Origin of the sequence: Orenia marismortui DSM 5156, from assembly GCF_000379025.1 — a bacterium.
Taxonomy (GTDB): domain Bacteria; phylum Bacillota; class Halanaerobiia; order Halobacteroidales; family Halobacteroidaceae; genus Orenia; species Orenia marismortui.
The window spans coordinates 373,553-389,139 of the sequence record NZ_KB900618.1 but is presented as its reverse complement, the minus strand read 5'-3'; the positions used below and the strand labels follow the sequence as shown (position 1 = coordinate 389,139).

The following is a 15,587-nucleotide window of genomic DNA, read 5'->3' as shown; positions in this document are numbered from 1 at the left end:
ATCAGAATACTATGCTTCAATACTTGGATTTTAATATTCTCAAGGATGAATTTATATATTTTATTTGAGAAATTAGTCTTTAAGTTATAGAATGATTTTATAGGATAATAATTAATAACTTCAGAGAAACTGATATAGATAAGATAGATTTTATTTTATGTAGTTGGATATGATTTTAATAAGGAGGAATAGATTTTGGAAATAAGTATAGGTACTAGAAAGAGCCAATTGGCTATAGCCCAAAGCCAACTTGTAGCAGATGAATTGAAAAATAATTTCCCCGATTATCAATTTAATTTAAAGAAGATGAGTACCAAAGGTGATAGAATTACCGACAGAGCATTAATAGATATTGGTGGCAAAGGATTATTTATTAAAGAAATAGAGTTAGCTTTATTGAAAGGAAATATTGATTTAGCCATACATAGTTTAAAGGATGTTCCAAGTCAGATAGCAGATCAGTTTGAGATTGTAGCTACTCCTAAGCGAGCTAATCCCTTGGATGTTTTAATCTCAAAGGAAGATCAGACTTTAGATCAATTGGCAAAAGGAGCTAAAATTGGGACAGGGAGTTTAAGAAGAAGAGCACAACTGTTGAATTATCGACCTGATTTAGAAGTGGTAGCGATTAGAGGAAATATTGATACTAGGATTAAGAAGTTATCTAGTGAAGATTTAGATGGGATTATTTTAGCTGCTGCTGGTTTAGAGAGAATGGGTTGGGAGGATAAAATCACCCAATACTTAGATCCGGAAATATCTTTACCTGCAGTTGGACAGGGGGCTTTAGCTTTGGAAGTTAAGAGGGATAATTACAGTATTAAGGAGGTTATTAAGAAGATAAATGATAGAGATACTTTTGATGCTATTAGAGCTGAACGGGCTTTTTTAGGTTATTTAGAAGGCAGTTGCAAGGTGCCAATAGGAGCTTATGCAGATCTTGAAGGTGATAGTCTAGTAGTAGATGGTATGGTAGCAAGTGTAGATGGAAGTAGATTACTTAGAGCTAAAGTTAGAGGTTTAAGAAGTGAAGCCAAAGAATTAGGAGTTAAATTAGCAAAAGAGTTGGTTGAACAGGGAGCTTCAGAGATTTTAGCCGAGATTAAGGGGGCAGGATAATGTCAGGAAAAGTATTTTTAGTTGGAGCAGGACCTGGGGATGAAGGGTTGATTACGGTTAAAGGGTTGGAAGCAATAAAAGAAGCCGATGTAATCTTATATGATAGATTAGCCAACCCAAGCTTATTAGAGTATAGACAAGAATCAGCTGAATTATTTTATGTAGGAAAAAAAGCCAAACACCACTATAAAACTCAGGATCAAATTAATCAATTATTAATTGAAGAAGCTAAAAAAGGAAAGATAGTTACTCGCTTAAAAGGAGGAGACCCCTTTATTTATGGGCGGGGTGGAGAAGAGGGAGAAGAATTAGTTAAGGCAGGGGTAGATTTTGAAGTAGTACCTGGAATTACTTCGCCAATAGCTGTACCGGCTTATGCTGGGATCCCTTTAACTCATCGAGATTATAACTCTTCAGTAGCTTTTGTTACTGGGCATGAAGATCCTAATAAGGATGAGCCTAGTGTTGATTGGCAGCAATTAGCTACAAGTGTAGGTAATTTGGTAATATTGATGGGCGTGGGGAATTTGTCCAAAATTGTTCCTGAACTGATTGCAGGTGGGCGTAATCCTAAAACTCCAGTTGCACTAATAAGGTGGGGGACAAGGCCTGAACAAAAGACTTTAGTTGGAACTTTGGAGAATATAGTTGAGAAAGTAGAGAATGATAACTTTAAACCACCAGCAATTATAGTTGTAGGAGAGGTGGTAAATCTAAGAGAAGACTTAAATTGGTTTGAGAATAAAGCTTTATTTTCTAAAAAAATTGTAGTAACTAGACCAACTAAGCAGGCCAAAGGATTTTATCAAGCTTTATTAAAAGAAGGAGCAGAAGTAATAAAAGCACCAGCAATTGAGATAGCTCCACCGGTTGATTATACAAATCTAGATCATAGTTTAGAGCAACTTTCAACTTATGATTGGATTATTTTTACTAGTATTAATGGGGTTAAAGCGGTTATGAAACGTTTGTTTGAGTTAGGAAAAGATGTTAGGGCTTTAGCAGGTGTCAAGATTTCTGCTATAGGACCTAAGACTGCAGCTGAAGTAGAGTCTTATGGTTTGCGAGTAGATTATATTCCTGATTCTTATGTAAGTGAGAGCATCTTATCTGGATTTGAAGGAGAAGATCTAAGTAATAAACGCTTCTTATTGCCTAGAGCAGATATTGCCAGAGAGGTACTAATAGAGGGGTTGAAAGATTTAGGTGCAAAAGTTAATAATGTTGTAGCTTACCGTACTATTCCAGGTTCAGGAAATGAGAATTTAACAAGAAGATTATCAGAGGGTGAAGTTGATCTGTTGACCTTTACCAGTTCCTCAACAGTACATAACTTCATTAAATATTTAGGAGAAGACTATGAAGAGTTAGTCTCAGATGTCAAAGTAGCCTGTATTGGTCCGGTTACAACTCAGACAGCTAGAGAATATAATTTAAATATTGAGATCATTGCTAAAGAATATACAATAGAAGGATTGTTAGCTGCAATAAAAACTTATTATTCTAAAAAGCACAAGTTTGATAATTGATATATAGAAATTTTGAAATCCCTATTTAATTATTACCTGGATTTATCATTAATTATTAATGGCTAAAGGCGGTAACTATTATGATAGAACTTTCTAAATTATTGGGTATTGGGGATTTTTATGGTGATAGATTAGGTTATCATCAAGATGCTAATCAATATGGGGATTTTAGGCCACAGGCTGAATCTGCTCATGATAATTTTGGGCATATGATCCAGCCTGCTATTTGACAGATAAAGAGATAGGAAGGTTAGTAAGTAGTGAAAGATGATTAAGGAGGTAAAGATATGGATTTAATACATAGACCACGTCGATTAAGAACTACAGCAGGAATTAGAAATTTAGTACGAGAAACAAAATTAAATAAAGAAGATTTTATCTATCCACTTTTTGTAATTGGAGGAGAAGATATTAAAGAAGAGATACCTTCTATGCCAGGGAATTATCATTTTTCTCTAGATCAGTTAATGATAGAGGTAGAAGAGGTTGTAAAATTGGGCATTGGAGGTATATTATTATTTGGGATTCCAGACCATAAAGATGAGATAGGTTCTAGTGCTTGGTCAGAAGGTGGAATTGTACAACAAGCATGCCGTAAGATTAAAGAGGAATATCCAGAACTATTGTTGATCACAGATGTTTGTTTATGCCAATATACTAGCCATGGACATTGTGGAACTCTTGAAGATGGTTGTTTATTAAATGATCCAACTCTTGAAAATTTAGCTAAAGTGGCTTTATCCCATGCTAAGGCAGGAGCAGATATGGTAGCACCTTCAGATATGATGGATGGGCGAGTTATTGCTATTAGAGAGAAATTAGATCAAGCTTGCTATGATGATGTAGCAATTATGTCTTATTCTGCTAAATATGCTTCGGCTTTTTATGGACCATTTCGTGATGCAGCTCATTCGGCACCTAAACAAGGAGATCGTAAATCTTATCAGATGGATCCTGCTAATAGTGATGAAGCTTTACGTGAAATGAAGTTAGATTTAGATGAAAGTGCCGATATTATAATGGTCAAACCAGCTTTAGCTTATCTAGATATCATTAGAAGGGCTAAGGATAACTTTATTACTCCTATTGCCGCTTATAATGTTAGTGGGGAGTATGCAATGATTAAGGCTGCTGCTGAGAAGGATTGGGTTAATGAAAAGGCAATAGTTTTAGAGATGTTAACTAGTATTAAACGAGCAGGAGCAGAGATTATAATTACATACTGGGCCAAAGATGCAGCCAAGTGGATAAATGATTATTAAGAGTTAGAATAGTGATGTTTTATTATTAAATTTAATAATAAAAGCTCTTAATAGATAACATTACTTTATATAGTATAGAAGAATTAAAAAAAAGACAGGCCTGAAATGTTTTGCAGAAGATGAATGAGTTTCTAAGAAGAATGATAGATTATTTTTAAAATTTGGAGGTATAGTATGTCAAAGTCTGTAGATCTTTTTTCAGAAGCGAAAAAATTTATTCCAGGTGGGGTTAATAGTCCAGCTAGAGCTTTTAAGGCTGTTAATAATGATCCTATCTTTATTGAGAGAGGAAAAGGTTCTTTAATTTATGATGTAGATGGTAATGAATATATAGATTATGTTGGATCTTGGGGGCCAATGATCTTAGGTTATAATGATCCAATAGTAATTGAAGCTTTGCAACGACAATTAATGAAAGGTACTAGTTTTGGAGCACCAACTGAATTAGAAACTACCTTGGCAGCTATGGTGGTAGATGCTATCGATTCCATTGATAAAGTAAGGATGGTTAATTCAGGAACAGAAGCTACTATGAGTGCTTTGCGTTTGGCTAGAGGATATACTGGTAGAGATAAGATAGTAAAAATGGAAGGTTGTTACCATGGCCATGGTGACAGCCTATTAGTGGAGGCTGGTTCTGGGCTGACTACCTTAGGAATTGCAGGTAGTCCAGGAATACCTGATCAGATTGCTAATGAAACTATAGTAGTTCCTTATAATGATTTAGATATTCTTGAGAAGGTTTTTGAAAATTATGGTGATGAGATAGCTGCTGTTATTTTAGAGCCTGTTACAGGTAATATGGGAGTTATTGCTCCTAAAGTAGGTTATCTAGAGAGGCTAAGAGAGGTAACAGATAAGTATGGATCTTTGTTGATTTTTGATGAGGTAATGACTGGATTTAGATTGGCTTATGGTGGGGTCCAAGAAATTTATGGTGTAGAGCCTGATTTAACTACTTTAGGTAAGATTATTGGTGGTGGATTGCCAGTAGGTGCTTATGGAGGAAAAGCAGAGATTATGAATTGCGTTGCTCCAGAAGGAGGAGTTTATCAAGCTGGTACTTTATCAGGTAATCCTTTAGCTATGACAGCAGGAATTACTACCTTGAGATTATTACAAAGGGCTAATACTTATGATTATTTAGAACAGAAAGCAGAAATTTTAGAAGAAGGGTTTAAAGCTAATATAAAGGAATTGAATATAGATGCTACTTTTTCTAGAGTAGGATCAATGTTTACTATATTTTTTGGACCAGGTCAAGTAAAAGACTATAAGAGCGCCCAAAGTTCCAACACAGATGCTTTTGCTATTTATTTTAATAGGATGTTAGAAGAAGGAATTTATCTACCCCCTTCTCAATTTGAAGCTAATTTTATTTCTTTAGCTCATAATGATAGGGATTTGGATAAGACTATAGCAGCAAATTATAAAGCACTAAAGGAAGTTAAGGAAAATATTTTAAAATAACCTTATTGTCATTTGTACTGAAAGTTTTTTAATAGAGTGCTTATTATAAGTTGATAGAAATGACTTATGTTTGAATTTTATTGATTTCTAGTTTCTTTATATTAATCTATAATTAAATTATAAAGTATTATTATTACAAAGAAAGGTGGTTGCTTAAAATGAAAAAAGGAATAGTATTATTGAGTCATGGTAGTAAATCACCTACAGCTAATCAGGAACTAGTTGATTTAAGTAGTCAATTAGAAGAGAGTTTAGATATTCCTGTAAAGGGTGCAAATCTACAATTTTCAAAGCCAGATTTTTGGAAAGCTGTAGATGAGTTAATAAGTTTAGAAGTTAAAGAGATAATTATTATACCTTTATTTATATTTGCAGGAAAACATGTAAAAAAAGATATTCCTAATTTAATTTCTAAAGCTGAAGAAAGATATTCTAAAATTAAATTTACTTCAACTAATCACTTAGCTGCTAATAATGACTTATTGAAAAAGTTAATTGCTTCTAAATTGAATATTTTATAAAAACTTAGAGTTTTGATTTTTATTAAATTAGATATTAATTTCAATCCCATTAATTTCTTTTGCGAAGAATTATATATGTTGATAAAATATTTATAGCTATACTAGGAGGGAGGCTAGAAAAGATGGGCAATAAAAGAAATTTTATTTCTAGTTTAGAGATTCTATATAATACCGAAATAATCAAAGAAAAAGATGAGGATAAAATAGAGATTAAATCTTTTTATTTAGAAGCTTTAAAGAATGTTTCTTCTGAAAGTTATGAAATTAAAGATAAAGCTGAAAGCTTAGTTGATAAAGGAAAAATTTCGGAGATAAAAGAGAGTATTGATAATAATAATTTAGAAGATAAAATTAAAAGCTTCCCTGTTATTAAATTTATCGTTGACTTTTTAGAAAGAGAGCCACAGAATTAGGATAAATTAAATAATAAAAACCCTAGCAATGCTAGGGTTTTTATTATTTAATTTATTGTTTATTCGCTAGATTATTCTCATATTCATTTATCATACGCTTAACCATTTCACCACCAACAGATCCACATTCGCGAGAAGTTAAATTTCCCCAATAGCCAGATTTATAATCATCAGAGATATTAAGGTTTTCAGCCACTTCTAATTTAAACTTGTCTAAAGCCTGTTTGGCCATGGGATTTAATAATTTATTACTATTGTTTCTGATAGACATTTTAAATTCCTCCTTTAAATATCTATTTTAGTTAATAGTAATAACTTAATCATTAGCAGATGATAGTTTGGAAGCATTCTAACAGTTGGGGATTTTTTTATTTAGCTGAGGTAATCTTTTGCCCATTAGTCGTATTATTCTCATATTTATTTATCATACGCTTAACCATTTCACCACCAACAGATCCACATTCGCGAGAAGTTAAATTTCCCCAATAGCCAGATTTATAATCATCAGATATATTAAGGTTTTCAGCCACTTCTAATTTAAACTTATCTAAAGCTTGTTTAGCCATTGGGTTAAGCAATCTATTACTATTGCTTCTAATAGACAATTTTTCACCTCCTCTTTTATTTTATATTACTATTATTTCTCTTAAAATTAAATTGATACAAGTTAAGTTTTATATAAAATAATTCAATCACCTAAAATTGTTTATAAAATATTATTGTGGATATAATATCTAAATTAAAATATTATAGATTCTTAAATTTTTAAATTTTCAGTTGTAATAAATTTTTTGATATTTTTAATCTTATTTTGTACTTGATGTAGATAGTTATTATTGTCAAAGAATTGATAATTGGATTCAATAATCTTTATTGCTCCTTTAATACTGGTCTTTAGGTTTAAGATAGAGATATGATAATCTGCTTTTACACTCTCTTTTATTTCTTCTCTTATTGCAAGGCCCATACTAAGAGCTATTTTAGAGTCTTGAGCTATATGTAAAGGTATATCTATTATTTCTTTAAGAGATTCAGGATCTTTGAATTTTTTATTTTGATTAATTTTAAAGGCGATAACATCTTTATCAATATAATTGAGAAGATTTTCTTCTATCTTGTTTAATCTTTCTTCTTCTATAGTTGCTATATTGCTGACCTGATAAGCAAGTTTAAGTAAAGCAGCTCCCAATAAAGCTGTGGTAGCAATTGTTGATCCTCCTGCTGGAACAGGATTTTTTGTACTACTGATGAGTTGACTAAATTCTTTAATTGATTTATCTATAATAATTTTTAATCTCCCCTTCTTATTCTGGTTTATAGTTTATTAAATTATATATTAGCTCAGTTGATAAGTAAAAGATATTTTTGAATTTCTTATTACTATTTTTTGGTATTAGGTTTAAGAGGTAGGCTTTAGGATTTACCTATCTCCTGATTTCTAAACTATCACTTTTTTTGTTTATAACGATAGATTTAGATTTAATTCTAAGATTGGATATTTCTAAAAATAGTTTTATCTTTTTAATTATGGTCAATTTAAATATTATTGTCTATTAAAAAGAGGAAAATTGTCTAAAGTTATAGAAAAATATAATAACCCAACTATTCAAAGATAGGAGATTTATTTATTTCTAATATCAATTTGTTGTATGAACTTATTTTATCTATCAGCACCTAATTTTTCTGGGAAGCAGGGATTTTAGTTATAATAATGATTATTTTAATTTAATGAATTATTCTAGTAGAGTTATAAGAAAATTTCATAAAGTAAAAATCTTTTCAGATTATGATGATAAGGAGATGATAGCTAATTAGAATATCAAATATACTTAAAGCTTAGATTTTTAATTAGTAATTTATAAAGTATGTTAATTGTTACATTGAGTTAATTATGGGAGGGATAAGATGAAGCTAATTAATAAGATTAATCTCAGAAATAAGGTTTTGCTGACATTAGTTTTGGGCTTAGTTATTGCTTTGCTTAGTATTAATATGTTAATAAATTTGAAATTTACTAAATTTCAAGCCGGGGAGATAAATAGTTCTAACTTAATTCAATTAAAAGGAAGCTTATTAACCTTTTCTTCTATTTTTATAGTAGTTGCGATATTAATTATTGGTATTTTTATGTTGGGGATAGTTAGGCAGATTAGAGTAAATTTAGAAAAAGTCAATTCAGCACTTGTTAAGGTGACTGGAGGAGACTTATCTATAAGATTACCTCTAGATGTTAAAGGTGAATTTAGTGGAATCTTTGAAGCTCTGAATAACTTAGTCCAGCAACAAAATAATTTAATCACTAGAGTATCAGAGGATTCAGAAAACCTATTATTATATAGTGAGATATTATCTGCTAGTACTGAAGAAGGAAATGCTGCTATAGAAACAACTAATAGATTAATTGAAGATATATCAGCTAGTATTGAAGAAGTTTCAGCTAGTAGTGAAGAAGTGACAAGCTTTGCCGATGAATCTACTTCACAGGCTAATATTGGTAGAGAAAATATGTTAGAAACTGTAGATAAGATGAGAAGTATTAGTCAAGAGGTTCAAGGAGCAGTTACTTTGATTGAAGATTTAAATGAAAATACACAAGAAATTGGACAAATAGCAGAGTTAATCAATAATATTGCTGATCAGACAAATTTATTAGCTTTAAATGCAGCAATTGAAGCAGCTCGAGCTGGAGAACATGGACATGGTTTTACAGTGGTAGCAGATGAGATTAGAGAATTGGCTGAGGAGACAGCTAAAGCTACTTCTAATGTTAAGGATTTAATCGAAAATACTAGAGATAATTCTAAAAAAGTTATTAAATCTATTAAAGAGGTAGAAGAGAAGACTGCTGAAGGTCAAAAAATTACTGAAGAGACAAATCAAGTCTTTAGTTTAATAGAAGAAGCAAGTGAAGAGACAGCTGCTCAGATTGAGCAGATAGCTTATGCTGCACAAGATTTAGTGAAAAGCAGTGAAGATTTAATGTCTGCATCAAATGATATAGAAGATATGTCAGAAGAAATAAACAATTCTTCTCAAGATTTAGAAGAGAAAGCTGTAGATTTAAAGTCAATTGTTGATGATTTTAATATTGAACAGAGTCAAGGTGAAAATAATGGAACTAAATGGAACAGGAAATATGAAGTTGGAGTTGAGAAGATAGATACACAGCATCAAGGTATTTTTGAGAAAGCAAATTACTTATTAGAGGCATATAAAAATCAAAATGGAGAAGGCGAGATTAAAGAAGTATTAGACTTTTTAGTTGATTATATTGACAAGCACTTTAGAGATGAAGAAGAAATTCAACGGAAATATAATTATCCTGACTATGAAAATCATAAGCGAATACATCATAACTTTGAAAAAGCAGTTCAAGATGTTATAGATAATTATAATGAAACTATGAATACTAGCTCATTAATGAAATTAAATAAGATGGTTACTGGTTGGTTAATAGAGCATATTAAAAGGGAAGACCAAAAGTTGGCTAAACATATAAAGATGATAGAAGATGAATAAATAGAATAAGTACTTAGATTGTAAGTTTATAAATTAAGACCTCTTCACTATAGTGAAGAGGTCTTAATATTTGTAGGGGATAAAACAATTGAGCTAAGATATTTTTAATTATTAATATAGATTTTTGCTATTGTATTATTTATGAAATATAATCACATACTATTATTAATTTTAGTTTAAAAAAAGGAGGAGATTATGAAAAGAAGATTTACTAGCAAATACTTAATTTTATTCTTAGTAGGAATAACTATAGCTGTTTTTGGTGGATGTACTCAACAGCAAGAAGAAATTCCAAAGGAGAATAATCCAGCAGAATATAAGCTTAAAGACTTAAATGAACAGTTAGTTATGGGAACTCTCTGGTATCAGACAGCAGCAGAGATGAGAGCTTTGTCTTATCAAGCCTTTAATATGGCTAAATTGATATTTGATAATGATTTAAAAAATAATACTTCCAGGGAGAAGAGAGCAGTTATTGTTGATGTTGATGAGACAGTATTAGATAACAGTCCCTATGAAGCATATTTGGTAGGAAAGAATATATCTTACCCTAAAGGTTGGGATGACTGGGTTAATTCTGCTCAAGCAAAGGCATTGCCTGGAGCAATAGATTTCTTGAATTATGTAGTTGATAATGGAGGGGATGTATTTTATATAACTAATCGTAAGTCTCACTTAGAAGAGGCTACTGTTAAGAATTTGAAAGACTTGAAATTTCCTCAGGCAGATTCAGAACATGTATTGACTAGAACAGATACATCAGATAAAGAGCCTAGAAGGAAGGTAGTAGATCAAAATCATCGTATTATTCTCTTGATGGGCGATAATTTAAATGATTTTAAAAATGCTTTTGCAGATAAAAGGATACAAGAGCGCTTTGATGTTGTAGATCAATATAAGAGTAAATTTGGAGGAGAATTCATTTTGCTCCCAAATCCAATGTATGGCGAATGGGAAGGAGCAGTTTATGATTATAATTGGGATAGAAGCCCAGAAGCTAAGAGTAAAGCACGTAAGGAGAATTTAAAGCAATGGAAGAATAATGAGTAGAATATTTTTAGTAAGTATATAATTTGTATCTAGTCTTCTTTTTTACAATATAATTATTTTATTTAGGCTTACAACCTTAAGGTTGTAAGCCTTTGTTTTATATTACTTATAATAATTATTAAGATCTACTAATATTTTTTATTTCTCCAATATTAGTAAAAAATTTCAAAAGGAGATATCAGCAAAATAGTTATTGACATATGCTCATAATATAGTTATAATAATCATATAAAATAAGGTGGTGAATTGCTTATGAGTAATTATGTGGAAGAATTAATTAATTCAATAGCTCAAGAGCTGAATAATACTTTAACAGTTCAGAGAAAACATATTTTAGCGGTACTAATTAAAAATAGAGACAAACATTTATCAGCAGAGGATATATATAATTTAGTAAAAAGTGATTATGAGAGTATAGGAATTGCAACAGTCTATCGTAGTTTGGATTTGTTTAAAAATAATGGAGTTATTTCTAAAATAAACATAGGTGATATATTTAAATATGAATTTATTTTTCAGGAGAAAGAAAAGCATCATCATCTGATCTGTAAAAAATGTGGAGCAATTATAGATGTTCAAGGTTTACTAGTAGACAATCTCAGTCAAAAATTAAGAATAGACAAGGGTTTTGAATGTTTTGATTCTTATGTATCTATCAAAGGTTATTGTGCAAAATGTTCTGAGAATGAATAACTTTTAGTAAGTGGGGAAGATGTAAGAAATAGACATATGACCAAAAAGTTATTGACATATGTTCGAAATGAAGATATAATAATTATAAATCAAGTTATGAACTAATGTTAAAAATAAAGGGGAGGAACTTAAATGAAGATTGCAGTAACAGCTAGTAATAATAGTGCTTTAAGTGTTAAAGTTGATCCTAGATTTGGAAGAGCACCTTATTTTGCAATAATTGATTTAAATCATGATAAAGTTGATTTTATTGATAATGTAGCTAAAAATGCTTCTGGAGGGGCAGGCATTCAAGCTGCTCAAACCATAGTAGATCAAGGTGTTGAAGGGATAATTACTGCTAATGTTGGACCAAAAGCCTTTGATGTTTTAGATAAGGCTAGTATTAAAGTATACCCTATTAAAGAAAAAACAATTGAAGAAGCAATTATTAAATATAAAAATAAAGAATTAAAAGAGGTAGCTGCGCCTACTAATGCAGGACATCATGGAATGTAGGTGAATAAAATGAAGCTTACTGTATTGAGTGGAAAAGGTGGTACAGGTAAAACTACTGTTTCTACTAATTTAGCTTTATCATTAGATAATGTTCAATTTTTTGATGCAGATGTAGAAGAACCTAATTCGTATATCTTTATTAAGCCTGATTTTGGGCGAGATTATCAACAAGTATTAAGAAAAGTACCAATAGTTGAGCAAAATAGATGTACTGCCTGTCGCAAATGTGTTGATTTTTGTGAATACAATGCTTTAGTATTATTGTCAGAAGAAGTTCTTGTTATTGAAGAGATGTGCCATAGTTGTGGAGGATGTAAGTATATTTGTCCTGAAGATGCAATTAGCGAAAAGGATAAAGAAGCAGGTAAAATTAAAGTTGATAAATCAGTTAATGGAATGGAGTTTTGGCAAGGGGAGCTAAATATTGGTGAAGCTTCAGCAGTACCTGTAATTGAGGCTTTAAATCAAAATATTTCTCAAAACAAAACTGTAATTATGGATGCTCCTCCAGGAACTACTTGCCCGACAATAGCAGCAATTACTGATGCTGACTATTGTATTTTAGTAACAGAACCAACACCTTTTGGGTTACATGATTTAAAAATGGCAGTAGAAGTCGTTAAAGAATTAGCTAAACCTTATGGAATTATAATTAATCGTTCAGAAGAGGAAGCTGATAAGTTAATTGAAGAATATGCTATTGATGAGAATAGTGATATTTTACTTAAGATTCCTTTTAAGCGAGAAATTGCTGAACTATATTCAGAAGGAATTTCTTTTGTAGAAGAGATGCCTGAATGGAAAGAGAAATTTAAAGAAGTTTTTGCTCAAATTGAGCAGGTGATTAAATGAAAAAATTAACAGTTATCAGTGGAAAAGGTGGGACAGGTAAGACGACAGTAACTGCTAATTTAGCAGCTTTAGCTTCTAATTTAGTCTTAGCTGATTGTGATGTAGATGCTCCTAATATGCATCTGTTAATGAAGCCTGAAGTGATTAAAGCAGATATTTTTAAAGGGGCAAAAGTAGCTGTTAAAGATAATGATAAATGTGTTGATTGTGGTTTATGTAAAGAATTATGTAATTTTAAAGCTATAACATCTAAGTTTGAAGTAGATGAAATGCGTTGTGAAGGATGTGGGTTGTGTGTAGCTAAATGCCCTACTCAGGCTTTTGAACTAAAGCTAGAAGAGACTGGGGATTTATATAGGTCTAAAACTAAATTTGCTCCAATGACTCATGCTAAGCTAAAGGTAGGAGCTGAAAATTCGGGTAAGTTAGTAAGTAAAGTAAAAGAGAATGCAGAAGAGATAGCAAAAGTTGAGAATAAAGAGTTGCTCTTAATTGATGGATCACCAGGGGTAGGATGTCCAGTAATTGCTTCAATTAATGGTGTTGATTATGTATTAATTGTTACTGAACCTACTAAATCTGGTCTTGCTGATTTAAAGCGAGTACTAAAAGTAGTTAAGCATTTTAAGATAGCAGCTATGGTAGCAATTAATAAATATGATTTGAATTTAGCTTTGACTGCTGAAATAGAAGAATATTGCAGGAGAAAAGATATATCTGTAATCGGAAAAATTCCCTTTTCCCCTAAAATTGTAGATGCAATGAGACAAGGAAAATTAATAGTAGAGTATGCTGCTAAGAGTCCCGTTAGTGCTGCAATTGGAAATATAATGGATAATTTAGAATTTATAATTGATAATTAAAAATATTACTTTCAAGTAATAAATTCAAGTGATTTAAAATCAGATTTAATCACGAATTAACACTAATAGCCACGAATCAAAAATTTATGGGGATTTAAATTAAAGCAACTTGAAGATAAAAGCAAGTAGAAATTAATAGCTATAAAATATAGTTCTTAAAGTCTAGATTAGTCTATAATTTATCTGTTTTTATCAGTGTTAATTCAGCTCTGGACTACTTCCTCAAGAGGAAAACCTCTTCCTTCAGGGTGCGTGGCTAAAAGTATCTTTGTTTCAAAATGTTTCATTGAGATAGTTCAAATATTATTAACTAAAGGAGAGTGTTAATTATGAAAATATTAGCAATACCTACAGAGGGAGATCAGGTTTCTGCTCATTTTGGGAGATGTAGTCAATTTACCATTGTTAAAAGTGAAGGTGGAGAGATTAAAGCTAAAGAAAAGATAGATAACCCAGGTCATGAACCTGGATTTTTGCCAAGATTTCTTAATCAAGAGCATAATGTAGATGTGATTTTAGCAGGAGGTATGGGAAGAAGAGCTAAAGATATTTTTGATGCTAATAATATTGAAGTAGTTAGTGGAGCTAGTGGATTAATAGATGATGTAATAAATCTATATCTTAAAGATAGTTTAGATACTGAAGAAGATATTTGTGAGCATGACCATGAAGACCATGATTGTGATCATTAATAAAGAATAATTAACAATTGACAGTGTACAGTTTATAATTTAAAGAGAAAAACATAGTTCTATAACTTTTTTGTGAAGACATAGAGATAAGGGGATATTAGGATAATTTAGTAACAAGCAACAAGTAACAAATAATCAGTAAGTAGTAAGTAAATTAATTAATTTGTTACCTGTCACTAGTTATTGCTTACTATCTACCTACTGTCTTAATATCTCCATTAAGTGATACTTCTGATTTTTTGCTAACTGTGCATAATTTCTATAATAAAGTAGAGAGAGGGATATAATGGATAAATTATATAAATCAAAGGAAAAAGGCTGGTTTGAACTTGAACATGGTCTAATTCAAGAAAAGATGATAGCGATTACAAGTGGTAAAGGTGGAGTAGGGAAATCTACAGTTACTGCTAATCTTGCTTTTGCTTTGAATAAATTAGGTAAAAAGGTTGGAGTAATAGATGCTGATATTTATGGTTTTAGTATACCTAGAATTATGGGTTTAAAAGAGAAACCTCGGGGAAGAAATGAGGAAGAGATAATTCCTCCTCAAGTTGAAGGGATTAAGGTTATGTCCATGGGTTCTATGGTAACAGAAGATAAAGCAATTATTTGGCGTGGGCCTATGTTATTAGGAGTATTAAAGCAATTTATGCAAGAGGTAATATGGGGTGAACTAGATTATCTATTATTTGATTTACCTCCAGGAACTGGTGATATGACTTTAAATATAATGCAACAAATATCTGATGCTGATGTTATGGTAGTGACTACTCCTCAAGCGGCGGCAGCTAATGTAGCGGTTAGGGTAGGGAATATGGCTAAACAACTTGATACTAATATTATTGGTGTTATAGAAAATATGTCTTACTATGAGTGTTTAGAGTGTGGGAAGAAAGAATATATTTTTGGTAAAAATGGGGGAGGAAGAATAGCTGATAACTTAGGTACAAAGTTGTTAGGAGAATTACCATTACTTCCTAAAATCAGGGAAGGCAGTGATCAGGGATCTTCAATAATTTTAACAGAGCCTGAATCTAAAGTTAGTCAAGAGTTTAAGAAGATAGCTAGACAGATTGTTAAATAAAAATAATGGCGTAAATTTACGC

18 protein-coding genes are annotated in these 15,587 nt (G+C 31.2%); 15 read left to right on the top strand and 3 right to left on the bottom strand.

What is annotated here, in order from left to right; translation table 11 throughout:
* The first annotated feature begins 195 nt into the window (after positions 1-195).
* From hemC to OREMA_RS0107845, 7 genes are all read left to right on the top strand, one after another.
* Positions 196-1,119, top strand: coding sequence for a hydroxymethylbilane synthase (gene hemC / locus OREMA_RS0107875; protein WP_018248724.1), 924 nt, complete (start codon positions 196-198; stop codon positions 1,117-1,119).
* Entirely contained in the window at positions 1,119-2,648 is a 1,530-nt protein-coding gene (gene cobA, locus OREMA_RS0107870; protein ID WP_018248723.1) for a uroporphyrinogen-III C-methyltransferase, read from the top strand. Before hemC ends, cobA begins: the two co-directional genes overlap by 1 nt.
* 80 nt (positions 2,649-2,728) lie before the next feature.
* Positions 2,729-2,878 (top strand): hypothetical protein, encoded by a 150-nt coding sequence (locus OREMA_RS18830; RefSeq protein WP_018248722.1) that lies wholly within the window; start codon positions 2,729-2,731, stop codon positions 2,876-2,878.
* A gap of 57 nt (positions 2,879-2,935) precedes the next feature.
* Entirely contained in the window at positions 2,936-3,910 is a 975-nt protein-coding gene (gene hemB / locus OREMA_RS0107860) for a porphobilinogen synthase (protein WP_018248721.1), read from the top strand.
* A gap of 174 nt (positions 3,911-4,084) precedes the next feature.
* Positions 4,085-5,380, top strand: a complete 1,296-nt coding sequence (hemL, locus tag OREMA_RS0107855) for a glutamate-1-semialdehyde 2,1-aminomutase (protein ID WP_018248720.1) — start codon at positions 4,085-4,087, stop codon at positions 5,378-5,380.
* A gap of 158 nt (positions 5,381-5,538) precedes the next feature.
* On the top strand, positions 5,539-5,901 hold the full coding sequence (locus tag OREMA_RS0107850; protein WP_018248719.1) for a sirohydrochlorin chelatase: 363 nt from the start codon (positions 5,539-5,541) through the stop codon (positions 5,899-5,901).
* A gap of 122 nt (positions 5,902-6,023) precedes the next feature.
* Positions 6,024-6,314: a hypothetical protein gene (locus OREMA_RS0107845; protein WP_018248718.1), complete on the top strand. Its 291-nt coding sequence runs from the start codon at positions 6,024-6,026 to the stop codon at positions 6,312-6,314.
* A gap of 52 nt (positions 6,315-6,366) precedes the next feature.
* On the opposite strand, the gene OREMA_RS0107840 is transcribed toward OREMA_RS0107845, so the two are convergent.
* From OREMA_RS0107840 to OREMA_RS0107830, 3 genes are all read right to left on the bottom strand, one after another.
* On the bottom strand, positions 6,367-6,585 hold the full coding sequence (locus tag OREMA_RS0107840) for an alpha/beta-type small acid-soluble spore protein (RefSeq protein WP_018248717.1): 219 nt from the start codon (positions 6,583-6,585) through the stop codon (positions 6,367-6,369).
* Positions 6,586-6,682: 97 nt separating this feature from the next.
* Positions 6,683-6,919, bottom strand: coding sequence for an alpha/beta-type small acid-soluble spore protein (locus OREMA_RS0107835; protein WP_018248716.1), 237 nt, complete (start codon positions 6,917-6,919; stop codon positions 6,683-6,685).
* 152 nt (positions 6,920-7,071) lie between these two features.
* A complete protein-coding gene (locus OREMA_RS0107830) occupies positions 7,072-7,584 on the bottom strand; it encodes a cyclodeaminase/cyclohydrolase family protein (protein ID WP_276324742.1) in 513 nt (170 codons plus the stop codon).
* A gap of 635 nt (positions 7,585-8,219) precedes the next feature.
* On the opposite strand from OREMA_RS0107830, the gene OREMA_RS17405 reads away from it, so the two are divergent.
* The 8 genes from OREMA_RS17405 to OREMA_RS17400 all read left to right on the top strand — a co-directional run bounded on the left by OREMA_RS17405 (position 8,220) and on the right by OREMA_RS17400 (position 15,565).
* Complete coding sequence (locus tag OREMA_RS17405) at positions 8,220-9,833, top strand: bacteriohemerythrin (protein WP_018248714.1); 1,614 nt, start codon at positions 8,220-8,222, stop codon at positions 9,831-9,833.
* A gap of 195 nt (positions 9,834-10,028) precedes the next feature.
* Positions 10,029-10,883: a 5'-nucleotidase, lipoprotein e(P4) family gene (locus OREMA_RS0107815; protein ID WP_018248713.1), complete on the top strand. Its 855-nt coding sequence runs from the start codon at positions 10,029-10,031 to the stop codon at positions 10,881-10,883.
* Between the two features lie 252 nt (positions 10,884-11,135).
* Positions 11,136-11,576 (top strand): Fur family transcriptional regulator, encoded by a 441-nt coding sequence (locus OREMA_RS0107810; RefSeq protein WP_018248712.1) that lies wholly within the window; start codon positions 11,136-11,138, stop codon positions 11,574-11,576.
* 132 nt (positions 11,577-11,708) lie between these two features.
* Entirely contained in the window at positions 11,709-12,074 is a 366-nt protein-coding gene (locus OREMA_RS0107805) for a NifB/NifX family molybdenum-iron cluster-binding protein (RefSeq protein WP_018248711.1), read from the top strand.
* Positions 12,075-12,083: 9 nt separating this feature from the next.
* Positions 12,084-12,926 carry an ATP-binding protein gene (locus OREMA_RS0107800; protein WP_018248710.1) on the top strand — a complete coding sequence of 281 codons (843 nt, stop codon included), beginning with the start codon at positions 12,084-12,086 and terminating at the stop codon, positions 12,924-12,926.
* Positions 12,923-13,789 (top strand): ATP-binding protein, encoded by an 867-nt coding sequence (locus OREMA_RS0107795; protein WP_018248709.1) that lies wholly within the window; start codon positions 12,923-12,925, stop codon positions 13,787-13,789. The genes OREMA_RS0107800 and OREMA_RS0107795 overlap by 4 nt, the downstream gene beginning before the upstream one ends.
* A gap of 329 nt (positions 13,790-14,118) precedes the next feature.
* Positions 14,119-14,481, top strand: coding sequence for a NifB/NifX family molybdenum-iron cluster-binding protein (locus tag OREMA_RS0107790; RefSeq protein WP_018248708.1), 363 nt, complete (start codon positions 14,119-14,121; stop codon positions 14,479-14,481).
* 286 nt (positions 14,482-14,767) lie between these two features.
* A complete protein-coding gene (locus OREMA_RS17400) occupies positions 14,768-15,565 on the top strand; it encodes an Mrp/NBP35 family ATP-binding protein (RefSeq protein ID WP_018248707.1) in 798 nt (265 codons plus the stop codon).
* The last annotated feature ends 22 nt before the right edge of the window (positions 15,566-15,587 follow it).